We start from the raw sequence: 17,079 nt of genomic DNA, 5'->3' as shown, positions 1-17,079 counted from the left end.
TTTTCGTGTTGTCGGGCTGACAGGATTTGAACCTGCGACCCCCTGACCCCCAGTCAGGTGCGCTACCAAGCTGCGCTACAGCCCGTGGGTGGGATGACAACTTGTCCATATTAGCCCACCCGCGCGGCACCCGCGAACCGGTGCGTCAGACCAGCGCGGCTTCGCCCGTGAACACCTGCACGATGGTCGGCGCATCCTCGGGAACCGAGACGACCTCGATCTCGTCGCCGGCCTCGATCGAGCCAGGTGTCACCACCCGGAGGTAGGCGCCGGGGCGCGCGGCGGCGGCGAAACGCTTGACCCAACCCCGTTCATCCGCTCCCCCGACCCAGCGGGCGAACGTCTGGCAGGGGGTCCGCGGCGTGGTGACCTCGACGACGACGGTGGCGCCGATGCGCCAACGTTCGCCGAGGCGTGCGCCCGACACGTCGATCCCGGATACGCGCAGGTTCTCGCCGAACCAGCCCGCCGACAGCGGCCGGCCGAGCTCGGACTCCCAGTACGCGGCGTCATCGGCCGAGTACACGTAGAGCGCCTTGTCGAGCCCACCGTGATGCTTGCGGCTGGCCTGCACGTCGGCGTGCAGCCCGAGCGGACGCACCCGCACGGGCCCCTCGACCGCACGCTTGTCGATCGCGGTCACCCCGACGCTGCCCGCGTCGGCCCGTAACCCCTGCACCACGCACGCCGCCACCAACACGCCCACAAAAGCCTCCGACCTCTCCAGGCCACCCTACCAACCCCGAAACGCCAATCGAGTGGGCGGTTTGGGCCCTAAATCGCAGACTTTGGGGCCCAAACCGCCCACTCGATTGAGAGGGGGGTGGGCGGGAGGTGGGAGGAGAGGCGCGTCAGCGCTTGCGCTTCTCGCGCACCCGCATGTTCACGTTCACGGGGCTGCCCTCGAAGCCCCAGATCTCGCGGAGGCGACGGGTGATGTATCGGCGGTAGCCCGGGTCGAGGAACCCGGTGGTGAACAGCACGAAGGTCGGCGGGCGCGACGACGCCTGGGTGCCGAACAGGATGCGCGGCTGCTTGCCTCCGCGAACGGGGTGCGGATGCTCGGCCGTGAGCTCGGCGAGGAACGCGTTGAACTTTCCGGTCGGAATCCGGGTGTCCCACGACTCGAGTGCAAGTTCCAGGGCCGGAACCAGCTTCTCCATGTGACGCCCGGTCTTCGCCGAGATGTTCACGCGCGGCGCCCACGAGACGTGGGCGAGATCCTGTTCGATCTCCCGTTCGAGGTAGCGACGGCGTTCGTCGTCGAGCAGGTCCCACTTGTTGAAGGCGAGCACCAGTGCGCGACCGGATTCGAGCACGAGGTCGATGATGCGAACATCCTGCTCGCTGATCGGCTGCGACACGTCGATCATGACGACCGCGACCTCGGCCTTCTCGAGCGCGGCCGACGTACGGAGCGACGCGTAGAAGTCGGCGCCCTGCTGCAGGTGCACACGGCGTCGGATGCCCGCGGTGTCGACGAAGCGCCAGATCTTGCCCGCGATCTCGACTTGCTCATCGACGGGGTCGCGGGTGGTGCCCGCGAGTTCGTTCACGACGACACGTTCCTCGCCCGCAGCGCGGTTGAGCAGCGACGATTTGCCGGTGTTCGGCCGACCGAGGATGGCGACGCGGCGGGGGCCGCCCACCTCCTGCTTGGCGACAGCCGAGACTTCGGGGAGCACCTTCATGATCTGGTCGAGCAGATCGGCGACGCCGCGGCCGTGGAGCGCAGAGACGGGGTACGGGTTGCCGAGACCGAGCGACCAGAGGGAGGCCGCGTTCGGCTCCTGGCGCACATCGTCGATCTTGTTCGCCGCCACGAAGACGGGGCGTTTGGTCTTCCGGAGCATGCGCACGACGTGCTCGTCGGTCGCGGTCGGGCCGACGTTCGCGTCGACCACGAAGAGCACGGCGTCGGCGAGGTCGATCGCGATCTCGGCCTGGGCGGCGACGGACGCGTCGATGCCGCGGGCATCCGGCTCCCAGCCACCGGTGTCGACGATGGTGAAGTGACGCCCGGCCCACTCGGCCTTGTAGTTCACGCGGTCGCGGGTCACGCCGGGCGTGTCTTCGACGACGGCCTCGCGGCGGCCGATGATGCGGTTGACGAGAGCCGACTTGCCGACGTTCGGTCGCCCGACGATCGCGAGAACAGGCAGGGCCGGCAGGTAGGTGATCGCATCGGGGTCGTCGCTGGCAGCCTGGAGGATCGCGAGGTCTTCGTCGCCGAGGTCGTAGTCGGCGAGGCCGCTCCGCAGGGCATCCGCACGCCTCGTGACGAGGTCTTCGTCGAGGTCGCTGAGACGCTCGACGATCGCGTTCGAGACCTGGGGGTACTCGTCGTACTCGCCGTCGGTGTCTTTGTCAGCGCTGTGTATATTGACCATCTGAAGCCTTCGTTCGTGCAAGAGTGACAACTGCAACCACCGCTTGCACGGTCTGGCCGAAGTCGAGTTCGGTTGAATCGACGGTGGTGACCCCGTCTGCGGCATTCATGAAGTCGACGACCCGGGAGTCAGCCCGGTCACGAGATCTCAGCTGTTCGCCGACAACGGCGGCTGTCGATCCGACAATTTCTGCTGAACGCCTCTTCATTCTAGCGTCTTCCGAGGCGGTGAGCAGGATCCGGCTCGTGGCATCGGGTGCGACGACCGTCGTGATGTCTCGCCCCTCGACGACGATGCCGGGCCGGGATGTCGCCGCCATGGTGCTCCTGAACAGCGCGGTGAGGAACGAACGCACCTCCGGCAGCCGCGCCACGAGCCGCACTTCGCTCGTCACCCACGGCTCACGGATGGCGATCGTCACGTCATCGGGGCCGACCTTCACGAAGTAGTCGTCGGGGTCGGTGCCGATGGCGAATGCGAACTCGGGAAGCGACGCGACGACCACCTCGGGGTTCTCGGCGTCGAGGCCCCGGTCGAGCAGCATCCACGCGAGCGCCCGGTAGGCGGCCCCGGTGTCGAGGTAGGCGAAGCCGAGTTCTCGCGCGGCGGCCTTGCTGACGCTCGACTTGCCGCTGCCGGCCGGGCCGTCGATCGCGACGACGACGGGGGTTCCCGGATGCCCGTCCCGGGTGTCTCGTTCCGTCATGCCGCGCACCTGTCCGTTGTCCTCATCTGAATCCGTCATCCGGCGATCCGCCAGCCGCGTCCGCCGAGCCACTCTGTCAGCCCCGCCACAGCCTCGGGTACCACGGCGATCTCCGCCAGTCCGATCTGTGCGCCCGGCGAATGCTCCAACCGGAGGTCTTCGAGGTTCACGCCGGCCTCACCGATGTCACTCACCAGCCGGGCGAGCTCGCCTGGCCGGTCATCCACCATCACCACCAGCTGGGCAAACCGCCGGTCCTGCCCGTGTTTGCCCGGGATGCGCGCCACTCCGACATTGCCACCGAGCAGCTCTTCGGCGAGCCGACGCCGGGCACCCACGGCCTCGGGCGCGTCGAGCGTCTCGATCACGCGGTCGAGATCCGACCGGAACGACTTCAGGATGCCCACCACAGGCCCCGCGTTCGCCCCCAGGATCTGCACCCAGAGCCCCGGATCGCTCGCCGCAACCCGGGTCACGTCGCGAAGCCCCTGCCCCCCGAGGTTCACCGCGGCTGCCGGAGCGTCGGCCAACCGCCGCGCCATGAGCGTCGACACCACCTGCGGAACGTGCGAGACCAGCGCCACGCCCGCATCGTGGGCCTCGGGCGTCATCTCGATGAGCGTCGCTCCGAGATCGAGGATGAGGTCGTCGATGACCCCTCCCCGCTGGTACGAGATGCCGTCGTGCGCGGCGACGACCCAGGGTCGCCCGAGAAAGAGGTCGGCGCGCCCCTGCAGGGGCCCGCCCCGCTCGCGACCGGCCATCGGATGGGTGCCGATGTAGCGCGAGACGTCGGCTCCGGATGCCCGGAGTTCGTGCAGCACGCTGAGCTTGACGCTCGCGACATCCGTGACCGTCGCGTGCGGGAAGGCTTCGAGTTCGGCCGCGACGACGTGAGCAGTGACGTCGGGCGGAACACACACGACGATGAGGGTGGGGTGATCATCCGGAGCCGCCGGGCGACCCGCGCCGTAGTCGACCGCGATGCTCACGTGGGTGGGCGATGCGTCGGCCACGATCACGTCGACGCCGCGGGCGCGGAGGCCGAGACCGATGCTGGTGCCGAGCAATCCGGCGCCGACGACACGCACGGAGCCGGTGAGCCGGCTCTCAACCACGATCGGCTGCACCCTTCGAGCCCGCAGCGCCAGCCGTGCCGGCTGCTCCCGCCGAGCCAGCAGCGCCAGCAGCGCCCGCCTCCGGCCCGGCCTTCGCCTCCCGCGACAGCGTCAGCAGCGCCCCGAGCTCCTCGCGCGTGAGGTCCCGCAGCTCCCCGGCCTTCAGCGACCCGAGATGCAACGGGCCGAACTGCCGCCGCACGAGTTCGATGACCGGGTGGCCGACCTCCTCGAGCATCCGGCGCACGATGCGGTTGCGGCCGGAGTGCAGCGTCACTTCCACCAGGCTGGAGGAGTTCGACGAGCCGAGCAGGCGTGCCTTGTCGGCCACGATCGGCCCGTCGTCGAGTTCGACGCCCTTCGTCAGCTTCGCGATCGTCTGCGGCGCGACGCGACCCTCGACCTGGGCGATGTACGTCTTCAGCACCCCGAACGACGGGTGCGCCAGAACGTGCGCGAGCTCACCGTCGTTGGTCAGGATGAGCAGACCGCTCGTCTCGGCATCGAGCCGGCCCACGTTGAAGAGCCGCTCCTCGTACTGCGAGGTGAACCGTGAGAGGTCGGGACGACCGTGCTGGTCGGCGAGAGACGAGACGATACCCACCGGCTTGTTCAGCAGAACGTAGCGCTTGGTCGTGTCGAGCTGCACGGCCGTATTGTCGACGGCGACCTTGTCGCTGTCGGGGTCGATGCGACGCCCGAGTTCCCGCACGACCTCGCCGTTGACCCGCACCCGGCCGGCTGTGATCAGCTCTTCCGACACGCGACGGGATGCCACGCCGGCTGCCGCCAGAACCTTCTGCAGGCGCACACCCTCGGGGCCCGTGCGTTCGTCTTCACTGGAACTGGTCATCGAAACCTTCCGCACCATCGGCGAGGAGTGGTGAGATCTTGGGGAGCTCGTCAAGCGAGTTGATACCGAGCTGGGTCAGGAGCACGTCTGTCGTTCCATAGTAAATGGCGCCCGTCTCGCCGTCGGTCGAGACCTCGGTGATGAGGCCGCGGCCGAGCAGGGTGCGCACGACCGAATCCACGTTCACCGCTCGGATCGACGCGATCGCGCTCCTCGTGATGGGCTGCTTGTAGGCGATCACCGAGAGCGTCTCGAGGGCTGCCTGGGAGAGCTTGGACGGGTTCTCGGTCACCACGAAGTCGCGAACGACCTGGTCGTACTCGCTCCGCACGTACAGTCGCCAGCCGCCCGCGACTTCGCGCAGCTCAAACCCCCGCCGCACTCCCCCGTTCTCCCCGTCGTAGTCGGCGACCAGCCGTTCGATGGTCTGCCGTACCGCGGCTACGGGTCTCGCGAGTGCCGTCGCCAGGGTCATCAGGCTCTGTGGCTCATCGGCGACCGTCAGGATCGCTTCGAGCGCCCGTTCAAGATCGAGCGGATGATCATCCGGAGCCTGCTCGCGGGGCGATGCCGGGGCGGCCTCCGTCGACGCCGTCTCAGTTGCCACCGTCTCAGTTGTCATAGTCGGCCCCCAGGTTCGAGAGGTTCTCTTCCGACCAGTGTTCGGCGGTCCACCGGATCGTCAGCTCCCCCAGCGGCTCGAGCTGCTCGAACGCGATCGCCGCGTGCCGGTTGAGCTCCAGCACCGCGAGGAACCGCGCCACGACGATCCCCTTCTCGACGATCCCCTCGATCAGCCGCCGGAACGACACCGTCTCGCCCGACCGGAGCGTCGCCACGACGTGCGCCGCCTGCTCCCGGATGCTCACCAGCGGTGCGTGCAGATGTTCGAGCCCGACGACCGGAACCTCGCGCGGCGTCAGCGCCAGCACGGCGAGCGCCGCGAAGTCGTCGGGGCTGAGCGACCACACCAGTTCGGGCGTCTGCTGCCGGAACTTCTCCTCCAGCCGCACTACGCGCGCGTGCCGACGACCTTCGTCGTCGAAGTGGGAGGCGAACCACAGTGACACCTGCTTGAACGCCCGGTACTGCAGAAGCCTGGCGAACAGCAGGTCCCGCGCCTCGAGAAGCGCCACATCCTCGGCGTCCACAAGCTCACCCTGCGGGAGCAGTCCGACGATCTTGAGGTCGAGCAGCGTCGCCGCCACGACGAGGAACTCGGATGCCCGCTCCAACTCCTCCTCGGAGTCGAGGTTCCGGAGGTAGCCCAGAAACTCGTCGGTCACCGCGCTCAGGGCGATCTCGGTGATGTCGACCTCGTGCTTCGAGATCAACGACAGCAGCAAGTCGAACGGCCCCTCGAAGTTCGAAAGACTCAGCGAGAACCCGGGAGCGGCGGGCGCGACATCCGGGGCCCCACTCTCAGCAACCGGTACGGCCCTAGGCGACCGCGCCACGGAAGACCAGTTCTCGGGCCAGCTGGCGGTACGCAGTCGCCGCCGGATGATCGGGGGCGAACTGGGTAATCGGGGTGCCGGAGACGCTCGCGTCGGGGAACTTGATCGTTCGCCCGATCACCGTCTCGAGCACGTCGGGGCCGAACGCGTCGACCACCCGCTGCATGACCTCGCGGGAGTGCAGGGTGCGCGGGTCGTACATCGTCGCGAGGATGCCGTCGAGCTTGATGGCAGGGTTCAGCCTGTCTTTCACTTTCTCGATCGTCTCGACGAGCAGGGCGACACCGCGAAGCGCGAAGAACTCGCATTCGAGAGGGATCAGCACGCCGTGGCTCGCGGTCAGCGCGTTCACCGTCAGCAGGCCGAGCGAGGGCTGGCAGTCGATCAGGATGACATCGTAGTCGTCGCTGACCTTCCGCAGTACCCGCGCAAGGATCGTCTCGCGGGCCACCTCGCTGATGAGATGCACCTCGGCGGCCGACAGGTCGATGTTCGCGGGGATGATGTCGAAGTTCGGAACACTCGTCGACCGGATGACCTTGCGCGGGTCCTTCTCCGTGCCGAGCAGCAGGTCGTAGATCGTCAGGCTGTCGTGCGTGTCGACGCCGAGCCCGGCCGAGAGCGCGCCCTGCGGGTCGAAGTCGATCGCAAGAACGCGTCGCCCGTCATCCGCCAGCGTCGCCCCGAGGTTGACGGTGGTCGTGGTCTTGCCGACGCCGCCCTTCTGGTTGCAGAGGGAGATGATGCGCGCGGGCCCGTGGCTCTTCAGCGGCGCGGGCTGCGGGAACACCCGCTTCGGGCGGCCGGTCGGGCCGAGAACGGGCGCCTCGAGGCCCGGAAGCTCAGAGGCACCGTGTTGCTTGGGTGCACTGGCGTTGTTCTTGGCCGTCACAGGCGGTGCTCCTCACGTACCCCGACCTCTCCCAGGGCGGTGCCACGATTCTACTCGCGCGCGCCGCCCCACCCGGCGAACCGCGCCGCGAGCCGCCCCTCTCGCCCCACCCCGCTCTCGCCCGCACCCGCGCCCACCCCACCCCACCCACCCGAGGTGAGACACCTGCACCCACGTGAGACGCGCGCGCAGGTCTCACCGGCGCGCAGGTGTCTCACGCCGCCGGCGTCACCGCGCTGTACTCACCGCGCCCGCGGATGCGCCGTCTGGTACATGTCCCGCAGCGTGTCGGCGGTCACCTGCGTGTAGATCTGCGTCGTCGTCACCGAGGCGTGCCCCAACAGGTCCTGCACGACCCGCACATCCGCCCCGCCCGTGATCAGGTGCGTCGCGAACGAATGCCGGAACGTGTGAGGGGAGATGTGCGTCTCTAGCCCCGCGCGCTTCGCCGCCGCCTGGATGACCAGCCACGCGCCCTGCCGACTCAACCGGTCGCCCCTGAGCCCCAGGAACAGGGCGGGGGTCGCCCGGCCGCGAGCGGAGAACAGCGGCCGCACCCGCACCAGGTACGCGTCGAGCGCTGCCCGCGCAAAGCTCCCCACCGGCACCACCCGCTGCTTGCTGCCCTTGCCGACCACCCGCACGAAGTCGTCGTGGCTCCCCACATCGTCGACGTTCAGCGCCACGATCTCCGAGACCCGCGCGCCGGTCGCGTACAGCAGCTCGAGCAGCGCCCTGTCCCGCAGCGCAAGCGGATCGTCCCCCGCCGTCGCCTCGAGCAGTGTCGTCATCTGGGCGATCGTAATCGCCTTCGGCAGCCGCAGACCGAGCTTCGGCGGCTTGATCTCCCGCGCGGCATTCGTCACCGTCGTGCCCTCCTCGGCCAGGAACCGATGCAGCCCCCGCACAGACGACACAATGCGGGCCACGGATGTCGCGGCCAGCGGTTTCGTGGCGACTCCCGCCTCGGGAAGCGTCTGCAACTGCCGCGTGAAGGCAGCGATGTGCGCCTCACCGACCGCCTGCGGGCTCTGGATGCACGCGGCCGCCAGCCACGCCGCATACCGCCCGAGGTCGCGCCGGTAGGCGGCCAGCGTGTTGGCCGAGAGCCCCCGCTCGATCGTGACGTGGCGGAGATACCCGTCGATCACGTCGTCGATCGCCGACACCGGCAGCCGCCCGGCCGCTAGGAGGCGGTCGGGTGCAGCCGCGAGTACTCCGGCCACGGCGCGTCGGCTGCACCAAGCGAGACCCACCCGCGTGAACGGCTCGCAGCGAGCGCGAGCGACGCGATCACGAGATTCGGATTCTGCAGCTCACGGCTGAGCACGGCATCCACCACCTCGTCGAGGTCGACCCAGCGCACCTCGATGTCGGCCTCCTCGTCTTCGCGCTCGAACGCGTCGGCGGTCGGCCGTACCTCACGCGCCAGGTAGATGCGAATGAGTTCGTTGTTGCCACCGGGCGTGGTCGCGTAGTCGGTGAGCACGTTCCAGCGGTCGGCTTCGAGGTCGGCCTCCTCGGCGAGCTCGCGTTTTGCACCCACCAGGAAGTCCTCCCCCGCGATGTCGAGCAGCCCCGCCGGGATCTCCCACTCCCGGGCCCGGATCGGGTGCCGGTACTGCTTGATGAGCAGCATTCGGTCGTTCTCGTCGAGCGCGACGATCGCCACAGCGCCGGTGTGGTCGACGAACTCCCGCACGGTGTCGGCGCCGTTGTAGACGAACGTCTCCCGCCGCACGTCCCAGATCTTGCCGTCGAAGACGACCTCGCTCGACGTGATCCGCTGGTCGTCGGGCTCATCGCGGAGCGGCGACGGGATGCTCTCGGTCACAACGGGCCTTCCTAGGCGTCGGTCGGGAACAGGCGGGTCGCCTCCTGGCGCTCGAGCGCGGCAGAGATGAGCCCGTCGAACAGCGGATGCGCGCGGTTCGGGCGCGACCGGAGCTCGGGGTGCGCCTGGGTTCCCACATAGTACGGGTGGGCATCCTTCGGCAGCTCGACGAACTCGACGAGGTGGTCGTCCGGCGAGGTGCCGGAGAACCACAGGCCGGCATCGGCGATCTGGCCCCGGTAGTGGTTGTTGACCTCGTAGCGGTGACGGTGGCGCTCCTCGATGGTCGGCGCACCGTAGAGCGATTCGACCAGCGAGCCGGGAGCGAGCTTCGCCTCGTACAGCCCGAGTCGCATGGTGCCGCCGAGGTCGCCGCCGGCGATGATGTCGACCTGCTCGGCCATCGTTGCGATTACGGGGAAGGGAGTGTCGGGGTTGAACTCGCTCGACGAGGCGTCACTCAGACCCACCACGTTCCGGGCGTACTCGATGACCATGCACTGGAGGCCGAGGCAGAGGCCCAGGGTGGGCAGCCCGTTCTCGCGGGCGAAGCGCAGCGCGCCGAGCTTGCCCTCGATACCGCGCACCCCGAAACCGCCGGGCACGCAGATACCGTCGAGATCGCCGAGCTCCTTCGCGGCCTTCTCGGGCGTCTCGCACTCATCGGAGGCGATCCACTTCAGGTTGACCTTGGTGCGGTGGGCGAACCCGCCGGCCTTCAGCGCCTCGGTGACCGACAGGTAGGCGTCGGGCAGGTCGATGTACTTGCCGACGAGGCCAATCGTGACCTCGTGCTTGGGTTCGTGAACAGCTTCGAGGAGGGCGGACCATCCCGACCAGTCGACGTCGTTCGTCGTCAGGCCGAAGTGGTCGATGATGTAGGCGTCGAGCTTCTGGTCGTGCAGCATCGTCGGGATGTCGTAGATCGAGGGCACGTCGATCGCGTTCACAACCGCGTCTTCGTCGACGTCGCACATCAGCGCGATCTTGCGCTTGTTGGGGTCGGAGACGGGCCGGTCGCTCCGCAGCACCAGCGCGTCGGGCTGGATGCCGATCGACCGGAGTGCGGCGACGGAGTGCTGCGTGGGCTTGGTCTTCTGCTCACCCGACGCGTTCATGTACGGCACCAGCGACACGTGCACGAAGAACACGTTGCTGCGGCCGAGCTCGTGGCGCACCTGGCGGGCCGACTCGAGGAAGGGCTGCGACTCGATGTCACCGACCGTTCCGCCGATCTCGGTGATGATCACGTCAGGTGCGTTCTCGCCCTGTGCCTGCAGGCGCATGCGGCGTTTGATCTCATCGGTGATGTGCGGGATGACCTGCACGGTGTCGCCGAGGTACTCGCCCCGCCGCTCCTTCGCGATGACGGTCGAGTAGATCTGGCCCGTCGTCACGTTGGCGGCCTGGTTCAGGTTGATGTCGAGAAAGCGCTCGTAGTGCCCGATGTCGAGGTCGGTCTCCGCCCCGTCGTCGGTCACGAAGACCTCGCCGTGCTGGAACGGGTTCATCGTTCCCGGGTCGACGTTCAGATACGGGTCGAGCTTCTGCATCACGACGTGCAGCCCGCGCGCCGTGAGGAGGTTTCCGAGGCTGGCAGCCGTGAGCCCCTTGCCGAGGCTGGAGACGACACCGCCGGTCACGAAGATATGTTTCGTCAGTTTGTCCGACTTGGTCGAAGCGTTCAACAGCGTTCCGTTTTGATCATCATCCACGGAGTTCCACTCTAACAGTACGGATGCCCGTCACCGACCTGTCGCTGCCAGCTCGATCAGTTCGCGGGCGTGCGCGAGCCCGCTCTCGGAGTCAGGCAACCCCGACAGCAGCCGCGCCATCTCGGCCACCCGGTCTTCGCCGGTGAGCTGCCTCACACTCGACTCCGTGACGGCGCCCTCACTGTCCTTCACGACCGAGAGGTGGTTCGTCGCGAAGGCGGCGACCTGCGCCAGGTGGGTCACCACGATGACCTGCGATCCACGGGCCAGCTGAGCGAGCCGTCGGCCGATCTCGATCGCGGATGCTCCCCCGACGCCCGCATCGACCTCGTCGAACACGAACGTGGGAACCGGATCGGTCGCCGCCAGCACCACCTCGATCGCGAGCATGATGCGGGAGAGCTCACCGCCCGACGCCCCCCGGCCGAGCGGCCGCGGCTCGGCCCCGGCGTGGGAGGCCAGCAGGAAGTGCACCGTGTCGCGGCCGGTCGGGGTGAGTTCCGTTCCCGGCAGAACCTCGACCACGAGACGCGATCCGCCCATTGCCAGTGCCGTGAGTTCGTCGGACACCAGACCGCTCAACCGGCCGGCCGCCTCGATCCGTGCGTCGCTCACGTCGGCGGCGAGCGTCTCGGCAAGGCCCAGGGCGTCCGCGACGGCATCCGTCAGTTCCTCGATGCGGTCGGAGTCGTTGTCGAGCTCGATCAGGCGCGGCCCGGCACCCTCGAAGTAGACGATAACGTCGTCGATGGTCGGGCCGTACTTGCGCGCCAGCACCGACAGGGCCGCGCGGCGGTCCTGTACCTCGTCGAGCTCCGTGCCGCCATCGGTGTCGAGTTCGGCCAGGTAGCTCGAGAGCTGGGTCGAGATCTCGGCGACCAGGAACGATGCACTGGCCAACGACTCGACGATCGGTTGCAGTGCACCGTCATGGGCCACCACCCGCTCGAGCTGGCGGAGCGCAGAGTCGAGCAGGCCCACCGTGTCGGCCCGGCCGTCGAGCTCGTTCGAGGAGATCGACTCCCGCGCAGAAGCCGCCGCGAGCCGCAGGTCTTCGAGGTTCGTGAGCCGACTGGCGCGTTCGGCAAGCGACTCCTCCTCCCCTGCCACCGGCGCGAGGGCATCGATCTCGGTCACGGCGACACGCAGCGTCTCGGCTTCCCGGATGCGCGCTTCGCGCTGCGTCACCAGTGTCTCGAGTTCGTCCCGCAGGGCCTGCCAGGAGCGGAAGGCGTCTTCGTAGCCCTCGAGCGATTCGCGGAACGCGCGCCCGGCGAATCGGTCAAGCGCGAATCTCTGCTCGGTGGATGATCGGAGCCTGAGCTGGTCGGACTGGCCGTGCACCACCACCAGGCTCTCGCCGAGCTCACCCAGCACTCCCACCGGAGCGCTCCGCCCACCGACGATCGCCCGGCTCCGGCCCTCGCCCGACACCGAGCGGGAGAGGATCAGCTCGGCCAGCACACCGCGATCCGGCGAGCCCGCCCCGGATTCGCCCGCCTCGGTTTCGATCGCCCCGGATTCGATCGGATCGGTTTCGATCGGCTCGACCTCGCCCCCGGCATCCCGCACCCGGTCGGCCACGACCCCGTCGAGCGGAACGCGCCAGCGCCCCTCGACCCAGCTCTGCGCACGGCCCACCCGCACCTGGCCGGCCACGGCCCGCTCACCCATCAGCAGGCCGAGCGCCTGCACCACCATCGTCTTGCCGGCACCGGTCTCCCCGGTCACCGCCGTGAACCCGGGGCCGAGCGGTAGCACCGCCTCGGCGATCACACCGAGGTCGCGGATCGTGATCTCGTCGATCACACCGCCCGCCGCCTCACTCATGGCGTTCCACCGGGCCACGCCAACCGTCGACGGGCAGCGCGAACTTGCGCACCAGCCGGTCGGAGAACGGGCCATGGGTCAGCCGGGCGAGCCGCACCGGCACCGCCGACCTCCGCGACTCGATGCGGGAGCCCGCGGGCAGGTCGAATCCCCGCCGACCATCACACCAGAGCACACCGGCACCGGGGGTGCGCTCGAGCATCTCGACGGCGAGCACCGACTCGGGGCCGATCACCAGCGCACGGGAGAACAGTGCGTGCGGGCTCAGCGGCACGAACAGCAGCGCATCGAGGCTCGGCCAGACGATGGGCCCGCCGGCCGAGAACGCATAGGCGGTGGAACCGGTCGGCGTGGCCATGACCACCCCGTCGCACCCGAAGCTCGACAGGGGCCGGCCATCCACCTCGATGACCACCTCGATCATCCGCTCCCGGCTCGCCTTCTCGACGGTCGCCTCGTTCAGGGCCCAGCCCGTATGAACCACCTCGGAGCGATGCGTGACGACGACGTCGAGCGTCATGCGCTCCTCCACGATGTAGTCACCGTGCAGAACCCGCTCGACCGATGCCCTCAGGTCTTCCCGTTCGCTCTCGGCGAGGAACCCCACGTGCCCGAGGTTCACACCCAGCAGGGGAACCGGGCAGCCGCGCACGACCTCTGCCGCGCGGAGGATGGTGCCGTCGCCACCCAGAACGATCACCAATTCGAGCCCGGCCGTCTCAACATCGACCCCGAGCAGGGCGATGATCGACGAATCGGTCAGACGCCCCGCGATGTCGTCGAGGTCGCTCGGCGAGAGCACCGGGGTCACCCCGGAGGCCGCCAGCTGGTCGCAGACCTGCACGGCGGCGTCGACCGAATCGCGTCGCCCGGTGTGCAGCACGACGAGGAAGTAGCGGGGTGTCGTCACGACGTCTGGACTCCTGAAAGTGAATGTGCGCGGTGCAACCATTCTGTCGGATTGGTTCCGGCCGAGGCGCTCAGCCAGACCAGATACTCGTGATTCCCGGCGTTTCCGATGACTGGGGACGAGATGAGCCCCGCCGTGCCGAGATCCGCGTCGAAGGCCGCCCAGAGCACCCCGGTGATGGCATCCGCCCGAAGCCCGGCGTTTCGCACGACGCCTTCACGGATGCCCGTCCTGCCCACCTCGAACTGCGGCTTGACCAGCAGCACGAAGTCCGCATCGGGCCGAGCGAGGGCCACGAGAGCCGGCAGCACGGTGACGAGGGAGATGAACGACAGGTCGGCGACCACCAGGGCGGGAGCCTCCGTCACGCCCGACGCCGCGGCGAGCGACTCCCGCGTGCCGTAGCGGATGTTGTACCCTTCCACCATGCTCACCCGGGCATCCGTCGCCAGCACCGGCGACAGCTGGCCGTGTCCGACATCGACGGCGAGCACAGCCCGCGCGCCCCGCTCCAGCAGAACCTGGCTGAACCCGCCGGTGGACGCGCCGGCATCCAGAGCCAGCCGCCCCTCGACGACAACACCGGTGAACGCGTCGAGCGCAGCGACCAGCTTGCCCGCCCCTCGACTCACATAGTGGTCGCTGCCCTCGACCCGCAGCTCCTGCCCCCCGAACACCTTCGCCGACGGCTTGACCACCACGACGCCGTCGACGCTCACGAAGCCGTCGGCGATCAGCTGTGCCGCGTGGTTGCGGGAGCGCGCCAGACCGGTGGACGCCAGCGCGGAATCGAGCCGGCTGCCCTCGGCGAAGCCCACGGCCTGGCCGTCGCCGTCCTCCAGCTCAGGCACGCGAACCGGGGGCGTCTCCGCCCTCGAGGCGGCTCCGCAACTCGTCGTGAAGCTGCACGTAGGCGGTCGAACGCGCCGCGAGCGGCTGGTCCTCGATCACCCGCAGGCGCGTCAGCAGCTCACCCTCGAGCGCCTCACCGCCGACCTCGCTGCTCTCGTCCGTCACCCCTTCAGGCTACCCGACGCCTCAGCTGTAGAGCTCAGGCGCGACCTCCAGACCGTAGATGGGGCGACCGGATGCCCAGATGAGCGATGACGCTGCACGCAGCCTGTCGACCGGGCTCTCCCCCCGTCGCACGACCTCGATCGCGTTCCCCTTCAGGCGCACGACCGCCGAAGCGACCGTTGCCGTGTTGCCGTCCTTCGAGAACTCCGTCACGGGGTACGGCTCGAACAGCCCGCGCAGATCGTCCAGAACGAACGTCGGGCGGAAGTCCTTGTCGGCGGCCAGAAGCTGCTTGGGTCCGTCGATCCCGGTCAGCACATGTACAGACCTCATGCCTGCCCGATTGGCGCCCACGATGTCGGTGTCGAGACGGTCGCCGATGAAGAGCGGCGTCTTCGCGTCGAATCGTTCCACCGCCACGTCGAAGATCGCCTTCTCGGGCTTGCCGCCGACGACCGGCAGTGTGCCGACCGCGGTGTGCACGGCCGAGACGAGGGTTCCGTTGCCCGGTGCGATGCCGCCCTCCACCGGAATGGTCCAGTCCGTGTTCGTGGCCACCCACGGGATGCCCGTGTGCAGTGCAAAACTCGCCTGCGCGAGATCGCTCCAGGCCACCGTCGGCGCGAAGCCCTGGATGACCGCAGCAGGGTTGTCGGACGCCTGGCGAGTGACACTGAAACCGGCCTTCTCGACCTCGCTCGTGAGACCCTCGCCACCGACCACCAGGATCGTCGAACCAGCGGGCACCAGCGCGGCCAACAGCAGCACTGCTACCTGGGGGCTCGTGACGACATCCCGTGGAGCCACGGTGAGCCCGAAGCTGGTCAGATGTTCTGCCACCTGCACGTCGGTACGCGAGGCATTGTTGGTGATGTAGCCGACAGCCACACCATCGCGCACAGCCCGGCCCAGGGCCTCCACAGCATGCTCGATCGCGTTTCTGCCGGTGTAGACCACACCGTCGAGATCCGCGAGGATGACGTCGACTCCATCGAGAGGGGTGGATGCCACAGCTCTACTCCTTCGTGTCGGGAACAGGTTCAACCGTCGTGTCTTCCGTCGTGTCTTCCGTCGTGTCGTGCGCCAGGGCAGGCGTCGCATCGTCGTCCGAGCCGTCCTCTTCGAAGACCTCGACCAGATCGTCGTCCTCGTCGGTGGATGCCGCGTACAGCGCCGCTTCGGCCCGGTCGGCGTTCTCCCGCCACTCGGCTGCTTCTCTCTGCCGGCCGAGGTCGTCGAGCACCTCCGCATAGGCCCAGAACAACTCAGGGCTGTAGGTGTAGGCACGCTTGGCATCGAGCTGCGGAATGTGCAGCTCGGCGAGTGCAGCCTCGGGCTGCCCCTGGTCGAGTCGCGCACCGGACATGGCGATCGCCACAGCGACCTGGGTGGCGGGCGTCAGGCTCTCACGGGGAACCGACCGACCGAGTTCGAGCGCCCGGTCGGGGCGTCCGAGACCGCGTTCGCTGTCTACCATGAGAGCGAGTTGCTCATTCGAACCCGAGATACGACGATACGTGCGGAGCTCCCGAATCGCCAGGGCATAGTCCCCAGTGGCATAGGCCGTAATCGCCAGGGTCTCCCGAACCATGGCGATGCGGCCAGCCCGACGGGACGCGGATGTCGCGTGCTTGTGGGCCAGCTCGGGATCGCTCTCGATCAACCGGGCCACCATGACGAGGTGTTTGGCAACGCCGTCGGCGTTCTCCTTCGACAGTGTCTTCAGCTCGTTGAACGCGCCCTTGTCGAGCTCCTTCACCGAGACGTCTTCGGGAACGTCCGGATCGTCGTGGTGCGGCCGCACGGCGCGGAGCTCACGCTGTCGGAGCTCCTCGGGGGTGAGACCCTCATCGCGGTAGCCTCCGCGGTTGGCTTTGTCCCTCGCGCCGGGGGCGGCACTCCGAGCCGGCTTGCCGTCAGTCGTCCAGAGCTTCTTCTCACCCGACTTCTGGGGCGGGCGGGTGCCTCTCGGCCGATCGGACCCGCCCCGGGGCCCGTCGGATCGCGCACCGTCCTGTCGACGCCCGGGCCGCTTCTCCCTGTCTGGCGAATCGCTCATGACACTCCTGTCGTCTGGTGCGCGCTGTGTAGATGTGGAACGAGTCTACCCGTCGAAACAGCAGAAGCCCGGTCCGTCGAGAAGGGTGATGCGAGCGGCTCTGAGCAGCAGGTGGAAGTGGGTTAAACGAAAGAAGCCCAACCGGTGAGGGTTGGGCTTCTTTCGTAATTAGGGTCCGGCGGTGTCCTACTCTCCCACAAGGTCTCCCTTGCAGTACCATCGGCGCTGAGAGTCTTAGCTTCCGGGTTCGGAATGTTGCCGGGCGTTTCCCTCTCGCTATGGCCGCCGAAACACTGTC

17 protein-coding genes, 1 tRNA gene and 1 rRNA gene are annotated in these 17,079 nt (G+C 68.3%); all 19 read right to left on the bottom strand.

Features of this window, described 5'->3' with window-relative positions; all coding sequences use genetic code 11:
- Nucleotides 1-11: 11 nt before the first annotated feature.
- The 19 genes from B7R22_RS06410 to rrf all read right to left on the bottom strand — a co-directional run bounded on the left by B7R22_RS06410 (nt 12) and on the right by rrf (nt 17,071).
- Nucleotides 12-85: transfer RNA gene (locus B7R22_RS06410), tRNA-Pro, on the bottom strand.
- A 60-nt stretch (nt 86-145) separates the two neighbouring features.
- Nucleotides 146-706 carry an MOSC domain-containing protein gene (locus B7R22_RS06405; RefSeq protein WP_116410948.1) on the bottom strand — a complete coding sequence of 187 codons (561 nt, stop codon included), beginning with the start codon at nt 704-706 and terminating at the stop codon, nt 146-148.
- A 145-nt stretch (nt 707-851) separates the two neighbouring features.
- Nucleotides 852-2,390 carry a ribosome biogenesis GTPase Der gene (gene der / locus B7R22_RS06400; RefSeq protein WP_116410947.1) on the bottom strand — a complete coding sequence of 513 codons (1,539 nt, stop codon included), beginning with the start codon at nt 2,388-2,390 and terminating at the stop codon, nt 852-854.
- Nucleotides 2,368-3,096 (bottom strand): (d)CMP kinase, encoded by a 729-nt coding sequence (cmk, locus tag B7R22_RS06395; protein WP_116410988.1) that lies wholly within the window; start codon nt 3,094-3,096, stop codon nt 2,368-2,370. Before cmk ends, der begins: the two co-directional genes overlap by 23 nt.
- Nucleotides 3,097-3,131: 35 nt before the next feature.
- Complete coding sequence (locus B7R22_RS06390) at nt 3,132-4,214, bottom strand: prephenate dehydrogenase (RefSeq protein ID WP_116410986.1); 1,083 nt, start codon at nt 4,212-4,214, stop codon at nt 3,132-3,134.
- Nucleotides 4,207-5,067 (bottom strand): pseudouridine synthase, encoded by an 861-nt coding sequence (locus tag B7R22_RS06385; RefSeq protein WP_116410946.1) that lies wholly within the window; start codon nt 5,065-5,067, stop codon nt 4,207-4,209. The genes B7R22_RS06390 and B7R22_RS06385 overlap by 8 nt, the downstream gene beginning before the upstream one ends.
- Nucleotides 5,051-5,689, bottom strand: coding sequence for an SMC-Scp complex subunit ScpB (gene scpB, locus B7R22_RS06380; RefSeq protein WP_116410945.1), 639 nt, complete (start codon nt 5,687-5,689; stop codon nt 5,051-5,053). The genes B7R22_RS06385 and scpB overlap by 17 nt, the downstream gene beginning before the upstream one ends.
- Nucleotides 5,679-6,524 carry a segregation and condensation protein A gene (locus B7R22_RS06375; protein WP_437184140.1) on the bottom strand — a complete coding sequence of 282 codons (846 nt, stop codon included), beginning with the start codon at nt 6,522-6,524 and terminating at the stop codon, nt 5,679-5,681. The genes scpB and B7R22_RS06375 overlap by 11 nt, the downstream gene beginning before the upstream one ends.
- Nucleotides 6,508-7,416 carry a ParA family protein gene (locus B7R22_RS06370; RefSeq protein ID WP_116410944.1) on the bottom strand — a complete coding sequence of 303 codons (909 nt, stop codon included), beginning with the start codon at nt 7,414-7,416 and terminating at the stop codon, nt 6,508-6,510. The genes B7R22_RS06375 and B7R22_RS06370 overlap by 17 nt, the downstream gene beginning before the upstream one ends.
- A 242-nt stretch (nt 7,417-7,658) precedes the next feature.
- Entirely contained in the window at nt 7,659-8,585 is a 927-nt protein-coding gene (gene xerD / locus B7R22_RS06365) for a site-specific tyrosine recombinase XerD (protein ID WP_437184141.1), read from the bottom strand.
- Between the two features lie 17 nt (nt 8,586-8,602).
- Nucleotides 8,603-9,250, bottom strand: coding sequence for an NUDIX domain-containing protein (locus B7R22_RS06360; protein ID WP_116410942.1), 648 nt, complete (start codon nt 9,248-9,250; stop codon nt 8,603-8,605).
- A gap of 11 nt (nt 9,251-9,261) precedes the next feature.
- The gene (locus tag B7R22_RS06355) at nt 9,262-10,965 is read right to left on the bottom strand and encodes a CTP synthase (RefSeq protein ID WP_301182596.1); all 1,704 of its coding nucleotides are present in this window, start codon (nt 10,963-10,965) and stop codon (nt 9,262-9,264) included.
- A gap of 30 nt (nt 10,966-10,995) precedes the next feature.
- Nucleotides 10,996-12,795: a DNA repair protein RecN gene (gene recN / locus B7R22_RS06350; RefSeq protein ID WP_253258918.1), complete on the bottom strand. Its 1,800-nt coding sequence runs from the start codon at nt 12,793-12,795 to the stop codon at nt 10,996-10,998.
- Entirely contained in the window at nt 12,788-13,705 is a 918-nt protein-coding gene (locus tag B7R22_RS06345; RefSeq protein WP_253258917.1) for an NAD kinase, read from the bottom strand. Before B7R22_RS06345 ends, recN begins: the two co-directional genes overlap by 8 nt.
- Nucleotides 13,702-14,556 carry a TlyA family RNA methyltransferase gene (locus B7R22_RS06340; RefSeq protein ID WP_437184139.1) on the bottom strand — a complete coding sequence of 285 codons (855 nt, stop codon included), beginning with the start codon at nt 14,554-14,556 and terminating at the stop codon, nt 13,702-13,704. The genes B7R22_RS06345 and B7R22_RS06340 overlap by 4 nt, the downstream gene beginning before the upstream one ends.
- Nucleotides 14,549-14,722, bottom strand: coding sequence for a hypothetical protein (locus tag B7R22_RS19145; protein WP_172582242.1), 174 nt, complete (start codon nt 14,720-14,722; stop codon nt 14,549-14,551). Before B7R22_RS19145 ends, B7R22_RS06340 begins: the two co-directional genes overlap by 8 nt.
- 21 nt (nt 14,723-14,743) lie before the next feature.
- On the bottom strand, nt 14,744-15,766 hold the full coding sequence (locus B7R22_RS06335; RefSeq protein WP_437184138.1) for an HAD-IIA family hydrolase: 1,023 nt from the start codon (nt 15,764-15,766) through the stop codon (nt 14,744-14,746).
- Nucleotides 15,738-16,781 (bottom strand): hypothetical protein, encoded by a 1,044-nt coding sequence (locus B7R22_RS06330; protein WP_253258915.1) that lies wholly within the window; start codon nt 16,779-16,781, stop codon nt 15,738-15,740. The genes B7R22_RS06335 and B7R22_RS06330 overlap by 29 nt, the downstream gene beginning before the upstream one ends.
- A 173-nt stretch (nt 16,782-16,954) precedes the next feature.
- A 5S ribosomal RNA gene (gene rrf, locus B7R22_RS06325) occupies nt 16,955-17,071 on the bottom strand.
- Between the last annotated feature and the right edge of the window lie 8 nt (nt 17,072-17,079).

The sequence above is a fragment of the Subtercola boreus genome (genome assembly GCF_003399635.1).
Taxonomy (GTDB): Bacteria; Actinomycetota; Actinomycetes; order Actinomycetales; family Microbacteriaceae; genus Subtercola; species Subtercola boreus_B.
This window is presented reverse-complemented; position numbering and strand designations above follow the sequence as displayed.

What these genes read in the sequence shown, in the direction of transcription:
- der (WP_116410947.1), bottom strand. Translation starts at nt 2,390, where the DNA reads ATGGTCAATATACACAGCGCTGACAAAGACACCGACGGCGAGTACGAC.
- cmk (WP_116410988.1), bottom strand. Translation starts at nt 3,096, where the DNA reads ATGACGGAACGAGACACCCGGGACGGGCATCCGGGAACCCCCGTCGTC.
- B7R22_RS06385 (WP_116410946.1), bottom strand. Translation starts at nt 5,067, where the DNA reads ATGACCAGTTCCAGTGAAGACGAACGCACGGGCCCCGAGGGTGTGCGC.
- scpB (WP_116410945.1), bottom strand. Translation starts at nt 5,689, where the DNA reads ATGACAACTGAGACGGTGGCAACTGAGACGGCGTCGACGGAGGCCGCC.
- recN (WP_253258918.1), bottom strand. Translation starts at nt 12,795, where the DNA reads ATGAGTGAGGCGGCGGGCGGTGTGATCGACGAGATCACGATCCGCGAC.
- B7R22_RS06330 (WP_253258915.1), bottom strand. Translation starts at nt 16,781, where the DNA reads ATGAGCGATTCGCCAGACAGGGAGAAGCGGCCCGGGCGTCGACAGGAC.